The 20,024-nt window shown below is 67.3% G+C and carries 22 protein-coding genes and 1 riboswitch; of the genes, 11 read left to right on the top strand and 11 right to left on the bottom strand.

The annotated features are described in order from the left end of the window. Positions 1-397 precede the first annotated feature (397 nt). A complete protein-coding gene (locus tag RCH15_RS08470; RefSeq protein ID WP_326959974.1) occupies positions 398-886 on the top strand; it encodes a carboxymuconolactone decarboxylase family protein in 489 nt (162 codons plus the stop codon). 148 nt (positions 887-1,034) lie between these two features. Here the strand turns inward: RCH15_RS08470 and RCH15_RS08465 are convergent, their stop codons facing one another. The 5 genes from RCH15_RS08465 to RCH15_RS08445 form a co-directional block, all read right to left on the bottom strand. After that, positions 1,035-2,084, bottom strand: coding sequence for a sulfate/molybdate ABC transporter ATP-binding protein (locus tag RCH15_RS08465; protein ID WP_326959972.1), 1,050 nt, complete (start codon positions 2,082-2,084; stop codon positions 1,035-1,037). Next, on the bottom strand, positions 2,081-2,932 hold the full coding sequence (locus RCH15_RS08460) for an ABC transporter permease (RefSeq protein WP_326959970.1): 852 nt from the start codon (positions 2,930-2,932) through the stop codon (positions 2,081-2,083). Before RCH15_RS08460 ends, RCH15_RS08465 begins: the two co-directional genes overlap by 4 nt. Positions 2,933-2,938: 6 nt before the next feature. After that, positions 2,939-3,706 carry a molybdate ABC transporter substrate-binding protein gene (modA, locus tag RCH15_RS08455; RefSeq protein WP_326959968.1) on the bottom strand — a complete coding sequence of 256 codons (768 nt, stop codon included), beginning with the start codon at positions 3,704-3,706 and terminating at the stop codon, positions 2,939-2,941. Then, the gene (locus RCH15_RS08450) at positions 3,703-4,113 is read right to left on the bottom strand and encodes a TOBE domain-containing protein (protein ID WP_326959967.1); all 411 of its coding nucleotides are present in this window, start codon (positions 4,111-4,113) and stop codon (positions 3,703-3,705) included. The genes modA and RCH15_RS08450 overlap by 4 nt, the downstream gene beginning before the upstream one ends. A gap of 78 nt (positions 4,114-4,191) precedes the next feature. After that, positions 4,192-5,190, bottom strand: coding sequence for an FAD-dependent monooxygenase (locus RCH15_RS08445; protein ID WP_326959965.1), 999 nt, complete (start codon positions 5,188-5,190; stop codon positions 4,192-4,194). 188 nt (positions 5,191-5,378) lie between these two features. On the opposite strand from RCH15_RS08445, the gene RCH15_RS08440 reads away from it, so the two are divergent. Together RCH15_RS08440 and RCH15_RS08435 are read left to right on the top strand one after the other, a co-directional pair. After that, positions 5,379-6,572: an AI-2E family transporter gene (locus tag RCH15_RS08440; RefSeq protein WP_326959963.1), complete on the top strand. Its 1,194-nt coding sequence runs from the start codon at positions 5,379-5,381 to the stop codon at positions 6,570-6,572. Positions 6,573-6,597: 25 nt separating this feature from the next. Further along, positions 6,598-7,467 (top strand): DUF4031 domain-containing protein, encoded by an 870-nt coding sequence (locus tag RCH15_RS08435; protein ID WP_326959961.1) that lies wholly within the window; start codon positions 6,598-6,600, stop codon positions 7,465-7,467. 22 nt (positions 7,468-7,489) lie between these two features. Here RCH15_RS08435 and RCH15_RS08430 read toward each other — a convergent pair whose 3' ends face one another. Beyond that, positions 7,490-8,002 (bottom strand): SRPBCC family protein, encoded by a 513-nt coding sequence (locus tag RCH15_RS08430; RefSeq protein ID WP_326959959.1) that lies wholly within the window; start codon positions 8,000-8,002, stop codon positions 7,490-7,492. Between the two features lie 25 nt (positions 8,003-8,027). After that, complete coding sequence (locus RCH15_RS08425; protein WP_326959957.1) at positions 8,028-8,441, bottom strand: YccF domain-containing protein; 414 nt, start codon at positions 8,439-8,441, stop codon at positions 8,028-8,030. Between the two features lie 249 nt (positions 8,442-8,690). On the opposite strand from RCH15_RS08425, the gene RCH15_RS08420 reads away from it, so the two are divergent. Beyond that, entirely contained in the window at positions 8,691-9,086 is a 396-nt protein-coding gene (locus RCH15_RS08420; protein WP_326959956.1) for a hypothetical protein, read from the top strand. 156 nt (positions 9,087-9,242) lie between these two features. On the opposite strand, the gene RCH15_RS08415 is transcribed toward RCH15_RS08420, so the two are convergent. Beyond that, positions 9,243-10,544, bottom strand: coding sequence for a hemolysin family protein (locus RCH15_RS08415; RefSeq protein WP_326959954.1), 1,302 nt, complete (start codon positions 10,542-10,544; stop codon positions 9,243-9,245). A gap of 351 nt (positions 10,545-10,895) precedes the next feature. Between RCH15_RS08415 and RCH15_RS08410 the strand changes: the two genes are divergently transcribed. Beyond that, entirely contained in the window at positions 10,896-11,999 is a 1,104-nt protein-coding gene (locus RCH15_RS08410; protein ID WP_326959952.1) for a TerC family protein, read from the top strand. Between the two features lie 133 nt (positions 12,000-12,132). On the opposite strand, the gene RCH15_RS08405 is transcribed toward RCH15_RS08410, so the two are convergent. Next, a complete protein-coding gene (locus RCH15_RS08405; RefSeq protein WP_326959950.1) occupies positions 12,133-12,744 on the bottom strand; it encodes a phosphoribosylanthranilate isomerase in 612 nt (203 codons plus the stop codon). A gap of 137 nt (positions 12,745-12,881) precedes the next feature. Here RCH15_RS08405 and RCH15_RS08400 point away from each other — a divergent pair, with 137 nt between their 5' ends. The 5 genes from RCH15_RS08400 (at position 12,882) to RCH15_RS08380 (ending at position 16,062) form a co-directional block, all read left to right on the top strand. Continuing rightward, positions 12,882-13,493 (top strand): HutD/Ves family protein, encoded by a 612-nt coding sequence (locus RCH15_RS08400; RefSeq protein ID WP_326959948.1) that lies wholly within the window; start codon positions 12,882-12,884, stop codon positions 13,491-13,493. A 45-nt stretch (positions 13,494-13,538) separates the two neighbouring features. Further along, positions 13,539-13,606, top strand: a riboswitch (guanidine-III (ykkC-III) riboswitch). A gap of 9 nt (positions 13,607-13,615) precedes the next feature. Further along, positions 13,616-13,939 (top strand): DMT family transporter, encoded by a 324-nt coding sequence (locus tag RCH15_RS08395; protein ID WP_326959946.1) that lies wholly within the window; start codon positions 13,616-13,618, stop codon positions 13,937-13,939. Further along, on the top strand, positions 13,939-14,316 hold the full coding sequence (locus tag RCH15_RS08390; protein WP_409017219.1) for a DMT family transporter: 378 nt from the start codon (positions 13,939-13,941) through the stop codon (positions 14,314-14,316). The genes RCH15_RS08395 and RCH15_RS08390 overlap by 1 nt, the downstream gene beginning before the upstream one ends. A gap of 62 nt (positions 14,317-14,378) precedes the next feature. Next, a complete protein-coding gene (locus RCH15_RS08385) occupies positions 14,379-15,389 on the top strand; it encodes an aldo/keto reductase (RefSeq protein ID WP_326959942.1) in 1,011 nt (336 codons plus the stop codon). Positions 15,390-15,411: 22 nt separating this feature from the next. Continuing rightward, positions 15,412-16,062 carry an MBL fold metallo-hydrolase gene (locus RCH15_RS08380; RefSeq protein WP_326959940.1) on the top strand — a complete coding sequence of 217 codons (651 nt, stop codon included), beginning with the start codon at positions 15,412-15,414 and terminating at the stop codon, positions 16,060-16,062. A 123-nt stretch (positions 16,063-16,185) separates the two neighbouring features. Here the strand turns inward: RCH15_RS08380 and RCH15_RS08375 are convergent, their stop codons facing one another. Together RCH15_RS08375 and RCH15_RS08370 are read right to left on the bottom strand one after the other, a co-directional pair. Further along, on the bottom strand, positions 16,186-18,099 hold the full coding sequence (locus RCH15_RS08375; protein WP_326959938.1) for a DEAD/DEAH box helicase: 1,914 nt from the start codon (positions 18,097-18,099) through the stop codon (positions 16,186-16,188). A 320-nt stretch (positions 18,100-18,419) separates the two neighbouring features. Further along, positions 18,420-18,821, bottom strand: coding sequence for a hypothetical protein (locus RCH15_RS08370; protein WP_326959937.1), 402 nt, complete (start codon positions 18,819-18,821; stop codon positions 18,420-18,422). Positions 18,822-19,021: 200 nt separating this feature from the next. Between RCH15_RS08370 and RCH15_RS08365 the strand changes: the two genes are divergently transcribed. After that, on the top strand, positions 19,022-19,687 hold the full coding sequence (locus RCH15_RS08365; RefSeq protein WP_326959935.1) for an SAM-dependent methyltransferase: 666 nt from the start codon (positions 19,022-19,024) through the stop codon (positions 19,685-19,687). The last annotated feature ends 337 nt before the right edge of the window (positions 19,688-20,024 follow it).

The raw sequence follows: 20,024 nt of genomic DNA, 5'->3' as shown, positions 1-20,024 counted from the left end.
CTGCGTTCGGTTCCTTTGGTTCCATGTTTGCCCACGGCGAAACGGGTGTCTAGGGCCGGAGGCCCCGCAGCCGCGTTCCGGCGAGCCGGCGCGGACACGCCCTGATGGACATGCCCGTTGCCCGCGCAGGCCACTGGGCATAATCCGCATATGTCCATCCGCCTGCGCCCGGAATGGGCATGCCCGTGAGGTGCAGGGCCCTTAAACCTCTTCGACGGTCGGCTCCCCCAAGGAGCCGACCGTCGAATGATGGGCCTGGTCCGATGTCGGCGGAGCTGGCCTGCGGAGCGACCGAGGAGGCGCTCCTGCGTGATTTTCACTGTAACGTCATTCTGTCACAGGTATGACAACTCTGTCACGTACTTTTCTCGGTGTTTCGCATGGGTAGTCTTCTCGCATGGATGAAACAGCACCAGCGCAGCACACCACCCGGTCCGTGTTCCTGGACAAGGAGCATCCCGCCGCATGGCGGGCCCTCAACGGGTTGGGGCTGAAAGCGAAAGAGGCCGCAGACGAGGCCGGCCTGGACCGGACGCTGATTGAACTGCTCAATGTCCGCATCTCACAGATCAATGGCTGCGCATATTGCCTGGACCTGCACGTGGGCGACGCCGTCAAGAACGGTGAATCAGCCCAGCGCCTCGCCGTCCTCCCGGCCTGGCGCGACACTGCCCTCTTCACCGAGAAGGAACGCGCCGCCCTGACCCTGGCCGAGGCCATCACCAACATCTCCGACGCCGGCGCCCGTGAACACGAGGGTGCCGCGGCCCGGAAACACCTCAGCGAGGTGGAGTTCTCCGCCATCAGCTGGCTGGTGATCACTATGAACGCCTTCAACCGCGTCTCAATCGTCAGCCAGCACCCCGTCCGCAAGGACCGTGGGTAACTTGCCCGGGCCGGGCCGGCGACGCGGCGAGGCCCGGGCTTACGGCGAGCACGCCAGTGGGCGCCGCGCACGTGTCCTGGTAACGGGCATTCCCTTCCTGACGCCGTCACGCCGGTGGCCGGCCAGGTGCCGCCCGGCCCTGACGCCGTCAGGCCGGATAGATGGCCACGGCCGCCGCTTTGACCACAAAGTAGACCACCAGCCCCGGCGCCAGACCCAGATCCGCTGAGGCGGCCGGGGTAACGTCCGCGGACAGCTCGCCGGCGCGGACCCGGATTTGGTCGCCGTGCGGTTCCAGGTCCGTGACCGTGACGCGGAAGGAGTTCCGCGGGCTGCCGTGCGCCTCGGTCAGGAACACGGACACGGCCGACGGCGGGAAGGCTGCCACGCCGGGTTGTCCGGCGGTCAGCGGCGCGTCGTGCTGGCCGGCGAAGTCCAGGCCCCCAGCCGACCGGATTCCGGCGGGTGTCACCGTCCCAGCGACGAGGTTCAGCCCCGCCAGGCCCGCGGCGAAGCGGCTGCGCGGCCGCCGGAGGACGTCACGGGTGGGGCCGTCCTCGGTAATCCGGCCCTCCTCCATCACAATGATCCGGTCCGCGAGCATATAGGCATCCAGCACGTCATGGGTGACGATGATGGCGCGGCGCCCGGCGAGCACCCGTTTGAGCAGCCGCCGCAGCAGCGGGGCCGCGTGGATGTCCAGGGCGGACAAGGGCTCGTCCAGCAGCAGTACGTCCGGATCCACGGCCAGGGCACGGGCCGCAGCCACGCGTTGGGCCTGACCGCCGGACATGTCCCCCGGCCGCCGGTCCGCGAGGTCGGCGGCGTCGACCTCGGCCAGCAAGCGCCGGGCGGTTTCCCGGGCCTCCCGCCTGGGCACCCCGGCGCTGCGTGGCCCGAACGCCACATTCTCCAGCGCACTCAGGTGCGGAAACAGCAGCGGATCCTGCGACAGCAGGGCGGTCCCGCGGCGGTGCGGCGGAGTCCAGGTCTGCGCGCCCCCGCCAAGGTCGAACAGCACCCGGCCATTCACCTCGGCCCGGCCGGCGTCCGGGCGGAGCAGCCCCGCGATCACACCGAGCAGCGTCGACTTTCCCGCCCCGTTCGGGCCGAGTACGGCGACCGTCTCGCCCGGCGCCAGACTCAGCGAGACCTCAAAGCGGCGGGCAGCAAGGGCGGCGTCGAACGTGAACGTCAAGACGCCACCCGCCCCGGCGTGCCCGCGCCCGGGCCGGCGATATTGCCCGACACGGAAGGCCCGGAACCCCGGTAGGAGAGCCCGACGACGACGACCGCCACCACGACCAGCAGCAGCGACAGCGCAACGGCGGCGTCGGCGTCGGTCTCGCGCTGCAGGTAGATTTCCAGCGGAAGCGTACGGGTGACGCCCTGGAGACTTCCCGCGAAAGTCAGCGTGGCGCCGAACTCACCCAGACTCCTCGCGAAGGACAGCACAGCACCGGAAGCGAGGCCCGGCAGGACCAGCGGCAGGGTCACGCGGCGCAGCACCGTGCTAGGCCGCGCACCGAGGGTTGCGGCCACGGCTTCATACCGGCTACCTGCCGAGCGGAGCGAGCCCTCGAGGCTGACGACCAGGAACGGCAGGGCCACGAAGGTCTGGGCGAGGATGACCGCCGTCGTGGAAAACGCGATCTGGATGCCGGCGATTTCAAGGCTCCTGCCCAGGAGGCCCTGGCGGCCGAAGGCGTACAGCAGCGCGATGCCGCCCACCACCGGGGGCAGAACCAGCGGCAACAGAATGAAGGAGCGCAGCAGCCGCTGGCCCGGGAAGTCACCGCGGGCCAGGACCAGCGCCAGCGGCACTCCGAGCAGCACGCACAGGACCGTGCTCGTGGCCGCTGTGCGCAGGCTCAGCCCCAGTGCGGTGAGGGACGACTCGGAGGTGACCAGCGGGATGAAGTCCGGCCAGTTGACCCTGGCCACCATGGCCGCGAGCGGGAGCAGCACCAGCATGGCCCCGACGGCGGCCATGGCGACGACCCAGCGCGGAATTCCGCTGTAAGCCCTGTCCTTTCGCCCTTTCATGCGGCCCTACGGGGTTCCGAAGCCGGCGCCACGGAGCACCTTCTGGCCCTCGGGGCCGGTGACCGTGGCAATGAAAGCCGCAGCCAGGTCTTTGTTCCTGCCGGTCCGCATGGCCGCGATGGGGTAGGTGTTCACGGCCTTGGCCGACTCGGCGAACGGGATCTCCCGCACCTTGTCCCCGGCGGTCTTGACGTCCGTGACGTAGACCAGTCCGGCGTCGGCCTCCCCCGACATGACTTTGCCCAAAACGTCGGTGACGGACGATTCCTCACTCACCGGCGTCAATGTCACGCCGGTTTCCTTCTGGACGGCAGCTGCGGCCGCGCCGCAGGGAACCTGGGCTGCACAGATGACAACCTTTGCCCCGGGCTTCGCGAGATCGGCGAAAGAGGCAACCGACGCCGGGTTGGCCGGGGGCACGGCGATGGTCAGCACGTTGGTGGCAAAGTTCCGGGGGGACCCTTCCACCATCGAGGCGCCGGTGAGCTTGGCCATGTTTGTGGTGTCAGCGGAGGCAAAGACGTCCGCCGGGGCGCCCTGGCTGATCTGGGTAGCGAGGTCGGCGGACCCGGCGAAGCTGAGAGTCACCCTGGTGCCTGGGTTGCCGGCCTCGAACTGTTCGGCGAGGGCAGTTAAGGGCGCCTTGAGGGACGCCGCGGCAAAGATCGTGAGGCTCTTGCCGGCTCCCCCGGAAGCCGGCACGCCGCAGCCGGCCAGGGTTGCGGCCAGTAGTCCCGCCGCCAGCAGCGCGCCCGCCCTCAGGACAGCACTCATACGGCGCCCTTGCCTTTGGGGGTCTCAATGATCACAGTGGTGGCCTTGACGACGGCGGTCGCCACCGAACCGAGTTCCAGCCCCAATTCCCGGACGGCCTCGCTGCTCATCAGCGACACCACCCGGAACGGTCCGCACTGCAGCTCCACCTGGGCCATGACGGTGTCGGCAGTGATGGCCGTGACCAGCCCGACGAAGCGGTTGCGGGCGGAACTGCCCGCCCTGGCCGGGTCATCCGGGAGTTGGGCCTGCTCCCGGGCGAGCCGCGCGAGTTCCAGCCCATCCACGGCGAGGCGCCCGGCGTCATCCCTGTGCGGGGTCAGGCTCCCGTTCTCGGTCCAGCGCCGGATGGTGTCATCACTGACGCCCAGCAGCCGGGCGGCTTCGGAGACGCGAATATTAGGCATACGGACACTCTAGTCCGCATTTGCGGCGGCTGACCGTCTTTTGGTCCGCACCTCGGAAAAGCCACGACTTTCCCGAGCTTACTTTGCGATTCTGCCCACGATCCGGCGGGCCACCAACCGGTCGATTCCCGGCAGATGGGTGGCTTGGATGATCCACTGCCGCAAAAGGCGCTGGGTCCGGTTGGCGGGGAGGAACGATGACGCGGTGCGCCTCCCTGCCGCTTGGGCCTCCCCGACTACGGGGCGCCAGCTTCCCTCGAAGTCGGCGAGCGCCGTGCTGATCCCCTCAGGTGAGGCCACGGGTCCCAGAATGTCCCCCAACAGCGCGGCGCCGGCGATTGCGAGCGAACCGCCCTGGCCCGCGAGGAGCGACACGGCCCCGCACGCGTCTCCCACAAGGACGGTACGTCCCCTCTGCCAGTCCGGCATGAGGATCTGTGCGACGACGTCGTCGTACGGATGCTCGGGGCACAGCTCCAGCAGCCGGTCGACCGCGCTGCCGAGTCCGGCGAACTCGCGCCGCAACCGCCCCCTTGCACTTTCAGGTGACGGATATCCTGGCGCCCTTTCGGCGTCCCGGTAGACCATGAAGACGGCCACCTCGTCCGAACGGAGGCTGTAGAGGCCTGCCATCCGGCCGATGCTGTCGGTGAGGATGAATTTGTTCCGGAAGCGTGCATTGAGGATCGGTTCGGAGACGGTGAAGGCGGCTGCCCGCATGCCCAGGCGGTGCAGATACTCTACTTCGGGGCCGAAGACCTGGTCCCGAACGGCGGAATGGATACCGTCCGCACCCACGAGAACGTCCGCGGCCAGTGCGACGCCCGGCCAACCATCGCAGCTGACCCGGACCCCGGCGTCCCCACCCCGAACTGTTGACACCTGCGCCCCGTAATGGACCCGGACCCGGCCGGCGGGCACGTCGTCGAGCGCAGCCAAAGCGGCGCGCTCCAGGTCGGGGCGCAGCAGGCTCAGGACTTTCCCTCCGGCAAGCCGGGCGAACCGGTCGTAGTCGAGGCTGGACGTCGGGCGCCCTTCCGCGTCGACATACTCGGCCGCCTCGACGCGATAGGCCACCGCTGGCCGAGTCCGGACGACATCCTGCTGGCATTTTGGCCCTTTCCCCCGGGGGAGTCCAGAGCGGTGCTCCCGGCGACGGACCTACCCCGCTAGAGGCAATCGGGCCACACCCCGGGCGCGGAACCCTCCGGCTGTGAGAACGTTAGTAAGCAGCATGACCAATCGAGCGTGGGAGACAGAACAGCATGGGCAGTCCGGAACAGACAACACCCTGGAGCGACAGCCTGGGCCGCGCCAGCATCCGGACCGCGCAGGTCCTCCTGCTGCTGGTCCTGACCGTGGTGGTGGTCTATGCCCTGATCCAGGTCCGGCTCGTGGTGATTCCCGCGCTGCTGGCTCTCATCCTGGCCGCAGCGATCGCGCCTTTGGTCCAATGGCTTCGCCGCCGGGGCTGGCACAGCACCGCCGCCACCTCCGTGTCGTTCGTGGCCCTTCTGCTCGCGTTCGGCGCCGTCATCACCGGCATCGTCTTCGCCGTCCTGAACCAGGCTGACGAGCTGGCCAGCAAGGCCACCCAGGGCTTTGACCGCGTGTATGACTTCATCCGCACCGGCCCGATCCCCATCGATGACCAGCAGATCCAGCAGGCGCGCACCGCGGCCATTGACTTCGCCACCAGCAGCACCGTCGGCGCGGGCGCCATCTCCGGCCTTAGCGCCGCCGGAAACTTCGTCACCGGCGCCCTGCTCATGGCAGTGATCCTGTTCTTCTTCCTCAAAGACGGCGAGCGGATCTGGGCCTTCGCGCTGCGGGCGTTCAAGGGCGAGAAGCTGGTCAAAGCACGCCGGGCCGGGGAGCGGAGCCTGAATGTGCTCGGCGGTTACGTGCGCGGAACCTCGATCGTGGCGCTGGTGGACTCGTTCTTCATCGGCCTGGCGCTGGTGATTATGGGCGTCCCGCTCGCCCTGCCGCTCGCCGCGCTGACGTTCATCGGCGCCTTCATCCCGCTGATCGGCGCCACCCTGGCCGGCATCCTCGCGGCGCTCGTGGCGTTGGTGGCCAACGGTCCGCTCGCGGCCCTGATCGTCATCCTTGTCGTCATCGTCGTCAACCAGCTGGAAGGCAACTTCCTGCAGCCCGTGGTCATGGGCCAGGCGCTCAACGTCCACGCCCTCGTCATCCTGCTGGCGCTCACGGCCGGCACCATCCTCGCCGGCATTATTGGCGCGATCCTCGCCGTTCCCCTCGTGGCAGTGGCTTGGGCCGCCATTAAGGCCTGGAACTCAGAGAACGCCATTACTCCCGGCGTCATCGCGGCGGCGGAGCATGAAACCGAATTGAATGAAAAGGGCGAAGGTGTACGGTCCACTCCGCACCCGGCCCGGGCCCGGCAGGAAGAGCAGTCCGGCACCGCGGATGTGGACGCCCACCAGGGCTGATCAGTAGCCGGAATAAACTTCCTTCATGGCGATTTATGTTGACCCGCCGCTGTGGCCGGCGCACGGAACGCACTTCTCGCACCTCGTCTCGGACACCTCGCTGGAAGAACTGCACGCTTTCGCGGCGGCCTCCGGCGTTCCGGAACGGGCCTTCGACGGCGACCACTACGACGTCGCCGAGGCCAGGTACCACGACCTGATTGCGGCCGGCGCCGTCCCCGTGGAGGGCCGGATTCTGGTCCGAAAGCTCATTGCCAGCGGGCTGCGGATCCCGGCCCGACGGCGCAGCAGCTCCCTCAAGCTCCCGCTGCTGACCCGCTGGAACAACGTTCTGCCGGGCCACGACTCCCTCTTCCTGGACCTGCTGGACCGCTGGGGCGAGGAGCACCGGAAGTACCACGGCCGCACCCACCTTCTGGCGGTCCTTGAGGCCCTCGATCTCCTCGCCGGTCCGGCCGGACCGCCGCGCACGGTGCTGCTGGCCGCATGGTTCCACGACGCCGTGTACCGCGGCATCGCGGGCCAGGACGAGGAAGAATCTGCCCGGCTCGCCGAGGAGCGGCTGTCCCGGGCCGGGCTTCCCCCGGCCGACGTCGACGACGTGGCCCGCCTGGTGCGGATGACGGCGGACCATCAGCCGGAAACCGGGGACCGCGACGCGGCCCTGCTCAGCGATGCCGACCTGTCCGTGCTGGGCGGGGAACCGGCTGCCTACGCAAGGTATCTGGCCGCCGTCCGGCAGGATTTCGCGCACATCGCCGATGACGACTTCGCCGCCGGACGCGCCGCCGTCGTCCGCCGGCTCCTGCAACTGGACCCGCTATTCCACACCCAGCGGGGCCGGGAACTGTGGCTGGAGCCGGCGCGGCGGAACCTGCGGGCCGAACTCGGTTGAGCGGAGTGCTCCGCCTACGTGCTCAGCCACTCCGGCGCAGGTGTTCGGCAAGCCGGTCGAAGGACTCACGCCAGCCGACGCCGTGACTGTCGCGGTTATCGATCGTGTCGAAGGGACCCTGGAGGAAGGACATCCGGGTGCCGTCGTCGATCTCCTCCAGCTCGAAGGTAACCTCGGTCTCGAAGCCGCGAGTTCCGTCCGGTTTGTCCCAGGCGTGGGTGAAGACCAAGAGGTGGGGCGGTTCGATGTCCGTGTGGACTCCGCTCCACCACAGCTCCTCGCCGGTGCGGTCCTGGACCATGCAGGCGCGGTAAAGGCCGCCGATCTCCGGATCCGCATCGATGCTTCCGCGGGGAGTGTGAAATCCGCGCGGCCCCCACCATGCCGGGGCCTGGTCCGGGTCCGTCAGGGCAGACCACACCCGGGCGATGGGGGCTTGGAATTCACGCGTGATCACCAGCATGAGGTCCTCCGGCGGGGCGGGTAATTTCCCCGGTCCGGCCTGGGCTGGATCTTCCGTGACGGGCTCGGACATGGCTGGATTCCTCCTCTAAAAAGGGTTAGCGGTAGGCCTTGCTGTAGGTAGTGACAAACGGCCTGTCGCTCGGGACGATCTGTTTGCCGAGCGGCATGAGCGAGACCGGAATGAGTTTGAGGTTGGCGATGGCTAACGGGATACCCACAATGGTGATTGCCATCGCGAAGGCGGTGACCACGTGGCCGATCGCGATCCAGATGCCAGCCACAAGCAGCCAGATGACGTTCCCCAGCAGGGAGAACACCCCCGTGCTGCCCGGACGGTCCACCACGGTGCGGCCGAAGGGCCACAGTGCGTAGTTGGCAATCCGGAACGATGCCAGCCCCCACGGGATGGTGACGATGAGCAAGCAGCAGATGATGCCGGCTGCGAAATACCCGATCGCCAACCAAAGTCCACCAAAGAGCAGCCAGATGAGATTGAGGAGTGTCTTCATGGCTTCATTGTCCCCCGCCGGAGACCGATCCGCTCTAGGGGTTCACCCTGAAGAATTTGCGAAAAATGTCCTGTGACGCGGACCGGCGGCGGGGAGCTTTGCGAACACGGGCGCGGGCATGATACTTGGACCATGCCCGCAATCCCGAAGCTTGCCCTGATGATCGTCCGCGTCCCCGTGGGCGCAGTCACCGCGCCGCCCGCGCGCCGCCCGCGCGTCAGCCACTGACGCCGCGGCCCGCACACGCAGATGGCATCCGTCGCGGACCTGCTCGGCCCCATTCTCGAAGTCATGACGTGGGTGGGTTTCGTCCTGGGCCTGCCGCTGCTGGCGTGGGGCTGGATCGCCCGGCGGCGCCGGTGCGAGTGGACCCGGACCACCGGCACAGTGATCAGCGCCGGCGGGTTCACCGGTTACAGCTGGACTGACCACTACGACGCCGACCACCGGTCGCTGCTGCCGTCCGCCGAGTCGGGCGGGCTAGTGGTCGGGACCGACGTCGACCTCTTCTACGACGTATGCCATCCGTCCCGCTGGGGGCGGACCCCGCCCAAGCACGACAACGCCGCCTGGACCCTGGGGTGGATCCTCGCTGGTGTGGGCATCCTGTCCACGGTAGGCGGCTTCGTGCTGCTGCTTTTCTAGGATCGCCCGAGCCTGCGGCCGACAGAAACGCGCGGCTGGTGCTGATGCCCGGCGTCCGTTCCAAGGCGTCGATCCTGTCTCAGTGCCATCATCGGCGTCGTCATGGCTACTTCTGCTGAGGCTACGGCCGAGTGCCTGCACGCCGCCCGGAACTGCTCAAAGTTCCGGTGGCTGAGCATTCACCGGCGTCACCCGAACCCGTGTAGTGCGCAGACCGTCCATCGCGACCACAGTCAACAGGTGCCCCGGCACCTCCACCCGGTCCCCCGTATGGGGCAGGCGGCCGAGGCGGTCCATGACAAAGCCGGCGACTGTCTCATAATGTCCCTCCGGCAGCACGATTCCGGTCGCTGACTCAAACTCCTGCAGAATCAGGCCGCCGTCGACGTCGGTAGATCCATTGACCACGCTGACGCGATCCTCGTGGTCGGCCCCGGTGTCGTACTCATCGTAGATTTCGCCCACCAGCTCCTCGACCAGATCTTCCAAGGTGACAATGCCATCCGTGCCCCCATATTCATCAACCACCAGCGCTATGTGATGACCCTCCCGGCGCATTCTCGCCAGCGAAGGCAGCACCCTGTTCGTTCCCGGCAGCGGGAGAATCTCACGAACAATTTCCTTCACCGTTCCTTCGTGATGCTCCTCGCCCAGGGGCATCAAATCACGAATGTGGATATAACCGAGGACGTCATCCGCGGTCCGGCCAATCACGGGATAGCGCGAGAACGGACCGTCCCTGACCATGCTGCGTGCGGCCGCAATACTCACTTCGCCACTGATGAAAGTAACCTCCCGGCGAGGACGCATGACTTCCTGCAGGGAACGGTCCGCGGCCCCGAACACATCAGTCAGGATGCTTCGACTATGTTCTTCCAGCATGTCGCTCTCCGCTACCATGTCCCAAAGTTCCTCAGAGCTGACACTGTCCCGGCTGGCGTGGGGATCCCCGCCCAAGAGCTTCACCAACGCATCGGTTGAAGCAGACAACATCCAGATGACCGGCCGCATAACCTGCGAAAAGATGATCAGCGGAGGGGCCAGAACCTTCGTGAAGCCAACCGCACTCTGCATCGCCAACCTTTTCGGGACCAGCTCACCCAGCACCAGGGACAGATATGCCACCAGCAACGTCATCCCGATAAAGGACACCGGCTCTGCCGCGACGCCCAACCCCAACCTTTCCAGGAGCGGTTCTATATCGGGTGCAATCGTGGAAGCACCGTAGGCGGCCGAGAAAAAGCCAGAAAGCGTCACCCCAATCTGGACAGCCGAGAGGAATCGATTGGGGCTCCGGGCCAAAGCGGCAGTCCTTGCACCGCCGTTCCCGCCCTTCTCTATCTGACGCACCTGGCTCTCGCGAAGGGACACCAACGCCATCTCCGTGCCGGCGAATACCCCGCCTAACAACACGAAAAAAAGAACCAACAAAAAATTGACCAAGGTGCCGCTGTCCATGAACTGACCATACCGACACCACGTCTAGCTGGCAGCCAGACTGGCGTGGCGGAGCCGGCGGACTTCAACGCCACGCTGAAAAGTCCTACCCACAGCCTCCACCGCTTCATGGGCCAAATGCACCCGCGGTATTTCCCTCATCGTCCCGGCAGACGGCGGGCGAGTCCGGTCGCCTGGGTGACCCGCGGCCATTGTCGGAACGGGTGAAATGTGTTGCACTTGTATTGGAGGGGAGTATCCCCTGAATGTTCCGTCGTCAGTACGGCCGACCCTGAGCGGCCCGGTGGGACAGGTCCCTTGGGACCGGGAAAGACCTCCAGTTGGGTTGAACTGACTGGAAGCGGATTCCTGATGAATGTTCCTTTTTGGGCCTGGTTGGCCGTTGTTGCTTTTATCGTTCTGATGCTGGCCGTGGACCTGTTCGCGCACCGCAGGGCGCACGTGATCCGTGTCCGTGAGGCGGCCTTATGGTCAGCTGTCTGGGTTGCCTTCGGAGTAGGTTTCGGGGCCCTGATCTGGCAGATCTACGGCGCGGAGTTTGGCCAGCAATACTTCGCCGGATACCTGATCGAGAAATCCCTGGCCGTGGACAACGTGTTCATCTGGGCGATCATCTTCACCTACTTCGCCGTACCCCGCGAATACCAGCACCGGGTGCTATTCTTCGGCGTCCTGGGCGCCCTGATCTTCCGTGGCGTCTTCATCGGGGCGGGCGCCGTCATCATCGCCAGCGCCGAGTGGGTGCTGTACATCTTCGCGGCGTTCCTGCTCCTCACCGGCTACCGGATGATCCGCCACCGCAACGACATGCTTGACCCGGAAAAGTCCCGGGCCCTGAAACTCTTCCGCCGGCACGTGCCCATGACGGATGACTTCCACGGCCAGCGTTTCGTGATCCGCAGGAACGGCGTCCTGCTGGCCACCCCGCTGCTTGCGGTGCTGGTCCTCATCGAGGTCACCGACATCATCTTCGCCGTGGACTCCATCCCCGCGATCTTCGCCGTCACCGACGAAGTGTTCCTGGTCTTCACCGCCAACGCCTTCGCCATCCTGGGCCTCCGTGCCATGTACTTCCTGCTCGCTGACATGATCCACCGCTTCATCTACCTCAAGATCGGACTCGCGCTCGTCCTCATCTGGGTCGGCATCAAAATGCTCCTCAAAATCGACATCTACTACATCCCCACACCGATCTCCCTGGGAGTCATCGCCGCCATACTCGGTGTGTCCATCGGCGTAAGTCTTTGGGCCACCCGCGGCCAGGAACGCAGGGCGCCCGAGGCCCCGGCCAGCCCTCCGTTCGGAACCGCAACACCTGTGGAAATCGCGGCCCTGGAACCACTATGGGGCAAACCCCGCGGCACGAAAGCCTCGTCAACACGCGAACCGGGCGACGCCGGGAAATCCGGTGCGGACCCGCACTCACCTGCAAAGGGTGACGCACGTGAAAAATGAACCATTCCGCCCGGTGGCGGCACTGATACTTGACGGGGCAGGGGCCCCTGCGACTGCGCGGCGCGGAGCAAAAACCACGGCGCACCAGGTAAGGGCCCGCACCGGACGGTGGCGCCCCATTCCTGCGGCCGGGTCAGGGCCGGGGATCGGTGGATTTTGCCGCGTATACAAAGTCCCGGACCCTGGCCAGGTCCTTCACGCCGCGGGAGGACTCGACGCCGGAGGAGACGTCCACACCCCACGCGCCGGCCTGCGCGGCGGCGCCGGAAACGTTGGCGGGATCCAGGCCGCCGGCCAACAGCCACTTGCGTCCGGTGAGTCCCTTAGCGCGGACCGAGGCGTAGTCCCAGGCCTCGCCGGAGCCGGGGACGGCGGCATCGATCAGGAGCAGGTCCTCGCCCCAATCGGTGAACACCGCGGGGGCGGCGGACATGGTGACGGCGCGGATCAGCTTGAGCCCGGCGTCGTGCACGGCCCGCACGTCCTCCGGGGTGCGGGCGCCGTGGAGCTGGACCCAGTCCAGCCCGGCGTCGCGGGCCAGCGCGACGGCGTCTGCCGCGGCTTCGTCCCGGAAGACGCCGACCGCCAGGAGTCCGGCCGGGACGTGCGCCAGCAATGCCCGGGCCCGCGCTGGCGTCACCTCGCGTTCGCTGCGGGTCAGGACGAAGCCGACGGCGTCCGCCCCCGCCTCCGCGGCGGCCAGGACCGACTCGGGGGTGCTGAGCCCGCATACTTTGACGAACATTCGGCTCCTTCTGCTGTGATGCCTGACTCCGACGTTAGCAAGCCTGTGACCTCCTGGCGTACCCGGCTCCGGTATGACGTTTCCTGCAGATGAGACCGCCCGGAACCTGCCGGCGGCCTGGCCGATAGGGTTGAGCCATGGACATCATCCGCTATGCCGAGCTGAAAGCCCACCCCTGGCGCAAGGGCGGCGGGGTGACCCGAGAAGTGGCCCGCCATTCCTCGGCCACCCAGGACAGCGGAGACAGTCAGGACGGCGCCGGATCATCGGACGGCTGGGACTGGCGGGTGAGCATCGCCGACGTGTCCAAGGCCGGTGAGTTCTCGGCATTCCCCGGCATGGACCGCGTCCTCACTGTGGTGGAGGGCGAGCTGCTGCTGCTGAGCGTTGACGGCGCCGAGCACCCGCTCGAGAAGTACCGGCCGTTCCGGTTCTCCGGCGATGCCGCCGCGGCCGGGGCGCTCCCCACGGGCGACATCCGCGACCTGAACGTCATCACCCGCCGCGACGCATTCAAGGGCTACACCTCCATTATCGAGCTCTCGAAAAAGCGGGCGCATCCGGTGTTCGCGGGCCAGCTCGGCATCCTGCTGCAGGGCCAGGCCGCGGTGGCGCCCGGGGGAACGGCCGGTGCCGAACCGACGACCCTGGAACGCTACGACGCCGTCGTCGGTTCGGACACGGCCTCCCCCGAAATCCTTGGCCGCGGCTTCCTGGCAGTCGTATCGATCGATGCGGTCGCGAGCTAAGGTCCCGGAGTTCGCCAGTCCGCAGGGGGCGTTGCTAGGCTGGAATGAAGGCCGCCTTCTCCGTGGCCTCCGGACGACGGATCAGTACCCGGCACGCGACAAGACTGGCCACAGGAGCACTCATGTCGTGGTTGATTCTCATCTTGTCCGGCTCACTCGAAGCGGTGTGGGCCGCCGCCCTGCACCGGACTTCCCAGGTCAGCGGCCGACGCCGGATCAAACCGGCCGCTATTTTCCTCGTGTCCGTTCTGGCGAGTACCGGCGGCCTCGCCATTGCCATGCAGTCCATCCCCACCGGCACCGCCTATGCCGTCTGGGTGGGCGTCGGCGTGGTGCTCACCTCCGCGTACGCGATGGCCACCAAAGTTGAGCCCGCGACCGCCGGCCGGATCCTGCTGCTCGGCGGAATCGTGGCTTGCGTGGCCGGCCTGAAGCTGGTGGCATGATGGCTACCCGAGGTGCCCCCGCGAACACTCTGGCCTGGCTTATTCTGCTCGCGTCCGCCGTCTTGGAAGCAGTCTGGGCCACGGCGCTGGGCCTCTCCGACGGCTTCACTCAACCCGTGCCCACGCTCGTGTTCGCGGTGACCGCGTCGCTGAGCATGGCGGGACTGGGCCTGGCCGTGAAGAGCATTCCCCTCGGCACCGCCTACGCCGTCTGGGTGGGAATCGGCGCGGCATTGACTGTCGGCTGGGCGATGGCGACCGGCGTCGAGCCTGCAAGCCCGCTGAAATTGTTGTTTATCGCCGGAATTGTGGGCTGCGCGGCCGGACTGAAGCTGCTGCCGGCGACGCCGGAGGCACCAGGACCGACGCCGGAATAGCCGCCGGCCCGCCGGGGTTCTTGGCTAGGACGGCACTTCCGGCAGCAACTAGGAGACCCAAGATGACGGCAGCATCAGTCCAGCTCGGTGACGGCCTCAGCGTCAGCCCCCTGGGGTTCGGGGGCATGGCCCTGACCCCGGTATACGGTGACGTGGATCCGGTGGAGGCCCTGGCCACCCTGCACCACGCGGTGAATGCCGGGGTCAGCTTCATCGACACGGCGGACATTTACGGCGGCGGCAGCAACGAGGAGCTGATCGCCAAACTGCTGAAGGAACGCCGCGGCGAGGTACAGCTCGCCAGCAAGTTCGGCCTGGTGGGCAACCCTGCCGCCGGCTACTCCGACATCCGCGGCGACGCGGCCTATGTCCGGGAGGCCGTGGACCGCAGCCTGACCCGCCTGGGAACCGACACCATCGACCTGTATTACATGCACCGCCGCGACCTCCGCGTTCCGATTGTGGAAACCGTGGAGGCCATGGCGGGGCTGGTTCGGGCCGGCAAGGTGCGGCACCTCGGCTTGTCCGAGGTGACGGCCGAGGAGCTCTGGGAAGCCAACAGCGTCCACCCGATCGCCGCTGTCCAGAGCGAGTGGTCCATCTGGAGCCGCGACGTGGAACGCAACGTGGTCCCTGCCGCGGCTGAACTGGGGGTGGGATTTGTGCCCTACTCACCGCTGGGCCGGGGATTCCTCACCGGCACCGTGGACGTTGCGAAGCTGGGCAGCAACGATTTCCGCCGCAACATCCCCCGCTTCGCCGAAGACGCAGTGGACGCCAACCAGGCCGTAGTGGCCGCGGTCAGGGGAGTAGCTGCTGAACTGACTGACGCCGGGCAGACTGCCACACCGGCCCAGGTGGCCTTGGCGTGGCTCCTGGCGCAGGGCCGAAAGCTGGGGCTGCCCGTGGTTCCCATCCCCGGGACCCGCAGAGCAGACCGGATCGACGAGAACCTGGGAGCCCTGACGCTCGACTTCACCCCGGCGCAACTGGCGACGCTCGACGCCGCCGCGGACGCCGTCGTCGGCTCCCGCTCCGCGAACCCCAACTGGGTGTCACAGGGCCGCGAATAGCGTCTTTCGTAGACTGAAACCCATGGACTCGCTTATTTATTCGTTAAGGGACATCACCATCCGCCGGATTTCGGTCAGCGAGATGGATAACAACGTGTATCTGCTCACCGGCAAGGAATCCGGTGCGCAGCTCCTGATCGATGCGGCCGATGATTTGACCGCCATCCAGGGGCTGCTAGCCGACGCGGCCGCAGATACCTCCGCGGCACCGAAGCTGGCACTGATTGCCACCACCCACCAACACTGGGACCACGTCCGCGCGCTGCCGGGTCTGGTGGAGGCAACCGGCGTTAAAACGGCGGCCGGGACCGATGACGCCCCCGGGCTGCCGGTGCCGGTGGATGTGCTGCTGGGTCACGGGGACGCCGGCAACTTCGACGGCTTCGACGTGACAGCAGTCCACCTGCGCGGCCATACCCCGGGGTCGATCGCACTGGTGTACCAGGACCCGGCGGGCCCGGCGCACGTCTTCTCGGGAGATTCGCTCTTCCCCGGCGGAGTGGGCAACACTCAACAGGATCCCCAGCGGTTCGCCCAACTGATCAGCGATGTCAGAGAGCGGCTCTTCGAGGTGTACCCGGATGACACCGTGGTGCACCCCGGCCATGGCAAGCCGACCACCCTCGGTGCGGAACGCCCGCACCTGGAGGAGTGGCGCGCCCGCGGCTGGTAGCCGGCGGTTTTCCGCGGCAGTTCCGGACAGCCGCCGCACTTTCGGACGGCCGCTGCGGGGATCCCCGTAGCGGCCGTCCGTTCGCGTAGCGCGAGCTACTTTGCGTAGCGGAAAACCGAAACCTTAGCGGCTGCGGCGTTCGTTCGAGGCCGGTGCGGACGCGCGGCGGGGGCCGCCGCTGCGTGCCGGACGGCCTTCGCTGGAGCGGCCGTTGCCGCCGCCTGCGTAGGATCCGCCCGAGGTGCCGCCGGTGTTGGAGGACCAAACCGCGGCGTTGGCGCCGGTCTTGCTGCCGCCGCTCTTGGCGCCGGCTGCTGCACGCTGGCCTGTGGCCGGACGACCGCTGCGGGCGCCCCCGGTGGCGCCGCCCGTACGGGGAGCACCGCCTGTGCGCGGTGCGCCGCTGCGGGGTGCGCCGCTGCGGGGAGCCGAGGCGCCCCGGGCGTCGCTGCGCCCTTCGGCAGCGCGTCCGTCAGAGCCGCGGCCGGCCGCGGCACGGCCACCCGCAGCCGGAACATCGTTGCGGTGGGCGCCGTAAGAGGTCGAGCGGGCCCGGGTGCTGCGGCGCTCGGCACGCTCGGCATCCATCCGGTCCTCGTTGCGCTCAATGACGCGGTCCGCGGCGTTGCGTGCGGCGGCCTGGCCTTCGTAGGCCACGGCACGGCGCTCGGCACGCGGAAGATCGGTGCGGGGAGCCTCGGTTCCGACGCGTCCGCGTCCACCACGGCCACCCCGGCCACCCGCAGTGGGTGCCGCCTGGGTGGTGCGGCGGGCGCGCTTGCGCTCTGCGTTGGCGCCGGTGGAGTTGCCGCCGCCCTGGTTGGACTTGGCGGCCAGCAGTGCGGCGCGGGTGCGGGGATCGATCTTGTCGGCCATTTCGCCCACCAGCTCGGCGACCAGCGGCGAGTTGGCGGTGACACGCTCGAAGTTGACGTCGACGCCGGCAGCCTTCATGAGCTTTTTGACGTCCGACTGCTGCTCCGGCAGGGTCAGCGTGACCACGGTGCCGTCGGAACCGGCGCGGGCGGTACGGCCCGAGCGGTGCAGGTAAGCCTTGTGCTCTGTGGGCGGATCCACGTGGATGACCAGCTCGACGTCGTCGACGTGGACGCCGCGGGCTGCGACGTCGGTGGCGACCAGCACGCGGACCTCGCCGGAGGAGAACTCGGCCAGGTTACGGTCACGGGCGTTCTGCGAGAGGTTGCCGTGCAGATCGACGGCGGGGATCCCGGCGTCGGTCAGGGTCTTGGCAAGCTTGCGGGCGTGGTGCTTGGTGCGCAGGAAGAGCACCCGGCGGCCGGAGCCCGAGGCGAGCTCAACGATCAGCTGCTTCTTGACGGTCTGGTCGTTGACCACGAGCACGTGGTGCTCCATGGTGGTGACCGCGGCCTGTGATTCATCCACGGCGTGGGTCAGCGGGTTGGACAGGTAGCGCTGGACGATCTTGTCCACGCCGTTATCCAGGGTGGCGGAGAACAGCATGCGCTGGCCCTGGCTGGGGGTCATGTCCATGAGCTTCTTGACCACCGGGAGGAAACCAAGGTCGGCCATGTGGTCGGCCTCATCCAGAACAGTGATCTCGACGCCCTCGAGGGTCAGGATGCGCTGGCGGATCAGATCCTCCAGGCGGCCCGGGCAGGCGATGACGATGTCAACGCCGGCGCGCAGCGCCTTTTCCTGGCGGGCCTGGGAGATGCCGCCGTAAATCACGGTGGTGTTCAGGCCCATGGCTTTGGCCATCGGCTCGATCGTGGCGTTCAGCTGGGTGGCCAGTTCACGGGTCGGTGCAAGGACCAGACCCATCGGGCGGCCCGGCTTCCGGAAATGCTTCGCTTCCCGCTCAGCGAGTCGTGCTACAAGCGGGATGGCGAAAGCAATGGTCTTGCCGGAGCCGGTGCGGCCGCGGCCCAGGACGTCGCGTCCGGCCAGGGTGTCCGGCAGGGTCTTGACCTGAATGGGGAACGGTTCAACGATCCCCTGGGCGGTGAGGGTGTCGGCGAGAGCCTTAGGCGTGCCGAGGGCAGCAAAAGTAGTCATAAGTTTCAAGGTCTTTCAGGCGGTATCCATACGGATATCGGCCCCCGGCGCCGGTTGGGCCAGGGGTTCGCCGAAGAAAAGTCAGGTGATCAACCGGCCAGCTGCTGAAAAAGCCGGCGGCCAGGACCAAATAGAACGCGTTCATCGACGCAGGATGTGCCTCTCACATGAAAAAGTCCCACTCCTGAAAGGATTCCGATAGGAATCCAGCAGGGGAACCGGTTGATGAACCGGGCTGGTCGTTCAAGACCAAAAGTGGGCATCACTGCACATCAAGTTAGACCAGTCTATCATCTAGCGGAGCCGGGGCCACTTTCGGGTCAGGACCCGAGGCCGGGCGCCTGGAACAGCGGGACGTTCGATGCCGAAGTCCCGCTGGCTGAATACGCCGTGGTTGACGGTGCGGTGGTTGACGGTGCGGTGGTTGACGGTGCGGTGGTTGACGGTGCGGTGGTTGACGGTGCGCTGGGTGACGGTGCACCCGCCAGTTGCATGGCCGGCCGATAGCCGGGACCCTCGGCCCGCAGGATGACCAGCGCCTCCGTGTCGATCAGACGCCGCATGCCCGTCCGTGCATCCACAATCCAAAACAGGTCCGTGGTCCTCACCGTCCGGATGACTTTTCCCCGGTGGAACAATTTGCCGTTATGCCAGGCTTCGATCTCATCCCCCGCCGACAACTCCCCGCTCGAGTGAACCTGCCGCGCGTCCTCCGCAGTCATGGGCTGCTCCTTCCCCGATCCGGATCCACCTCGATGTCATTCCGCTCTCCAGCTCCAGACTCCACCGCCGAGGTTTCGACGGCGTTTCCGGACGGTGATGTTCGTGTGTCGATTTTGCGGCAACTCCTACCTGGCGGTGTCGCCGGCGGCATTCCCCTGCCATGATGTGGAAGGGGACCGCCCAACTGGTGAGGACTACGATGACTGAGCACGAACACTCCGAACAGGACAGCAACGCCAGCGCCGCCCAGGTGTGGGACGAGAAGTACCGCAGCCGGGCCAGAGTCTGGAGCGGCGAGCCGAACCCGCAACTCATAGCGGAGGCCGCGGCCCTTCCCGCTGGCGCAGCCCTGGATCTGGGATGCGGTGAAGGCGCCGACGCCATCTGGCTCGCGAGCCGCGGGTGGACAGTCACCGCCGTCGACGTCTCCGCCGTCGCCCTGGAGCGCGCCGAAGCCCACGCGCGCGACCGCGGCCAGAGCGGGAACATCACCTGGGTCCTGCAGGATCTCGCCACCTGGGTGCCGGAGGAGCTCTTCGACCTGGTGACGGCACAGTTCCTGCATTCCACCGTGATGCCCTGGCAGCAGGCCCTGCAGCTGGCTGCCGCCGCCGTGCGGACCGGGGGAACATTGTTGATTGTGGGCCACCATCCGGACGGGCTCCCGCCGTGGACCGAGCATCACGAGCACGCCCCGGAGCGGTTCTACACAGCCGAAACCCTGGCCCGTGAGCTGGGAATTGAGGCGCCCGAATGGCGGCTCGACGTCGTCGACACCCGGCACCGCAGCGTCACCGGGCCCGACGGCGAGGCCGCCGCCCTGACAGACGCCGTGCTGCGCGCCACCCGCCTCGCCGCGCACTGAGCCTCCCAGCACGATGTGATGCAGCTCAATCCATCGCGACCATGAAGATTTCCCTGCTCGGGGACCGTTTCGCCCGGGCCGCTGACGGCGGCACCGAGGTTTACCCGGCACAACCCCATTAGCAGATCGTCGCAGGCGGGCGACGGCTTCTAAGCCACGGGAGCCGCGGCCCGATGTGACGCCGGACAAGGGGCGACAGCTGAGTGCAGGTTTCTCGACAAATGTCGAGCCGCGCCAGGCGCCGCCGACCGCAGCGACGCCCCCCGGAAACCGGGACCAGCCGGCAGGTCCGACGTCGGGAAAACCGGCCGTCACACCGAGAAAGGCCACTTCCCTC

It is taken from the genome of Arthrobacter sp. MP_M4 (assembly GCF_035984855.1).
Lineage (GTDB): Bacteria > Actinomycetota > Actinomycetes > Actinomycetales > Micrococcaceae > Arthrobacter.
The sequence above is the reverse complement of the archived record's forward strand: the minus strand, read 5'-3'. Positions and strand labels throughout refer to the sequence as shown.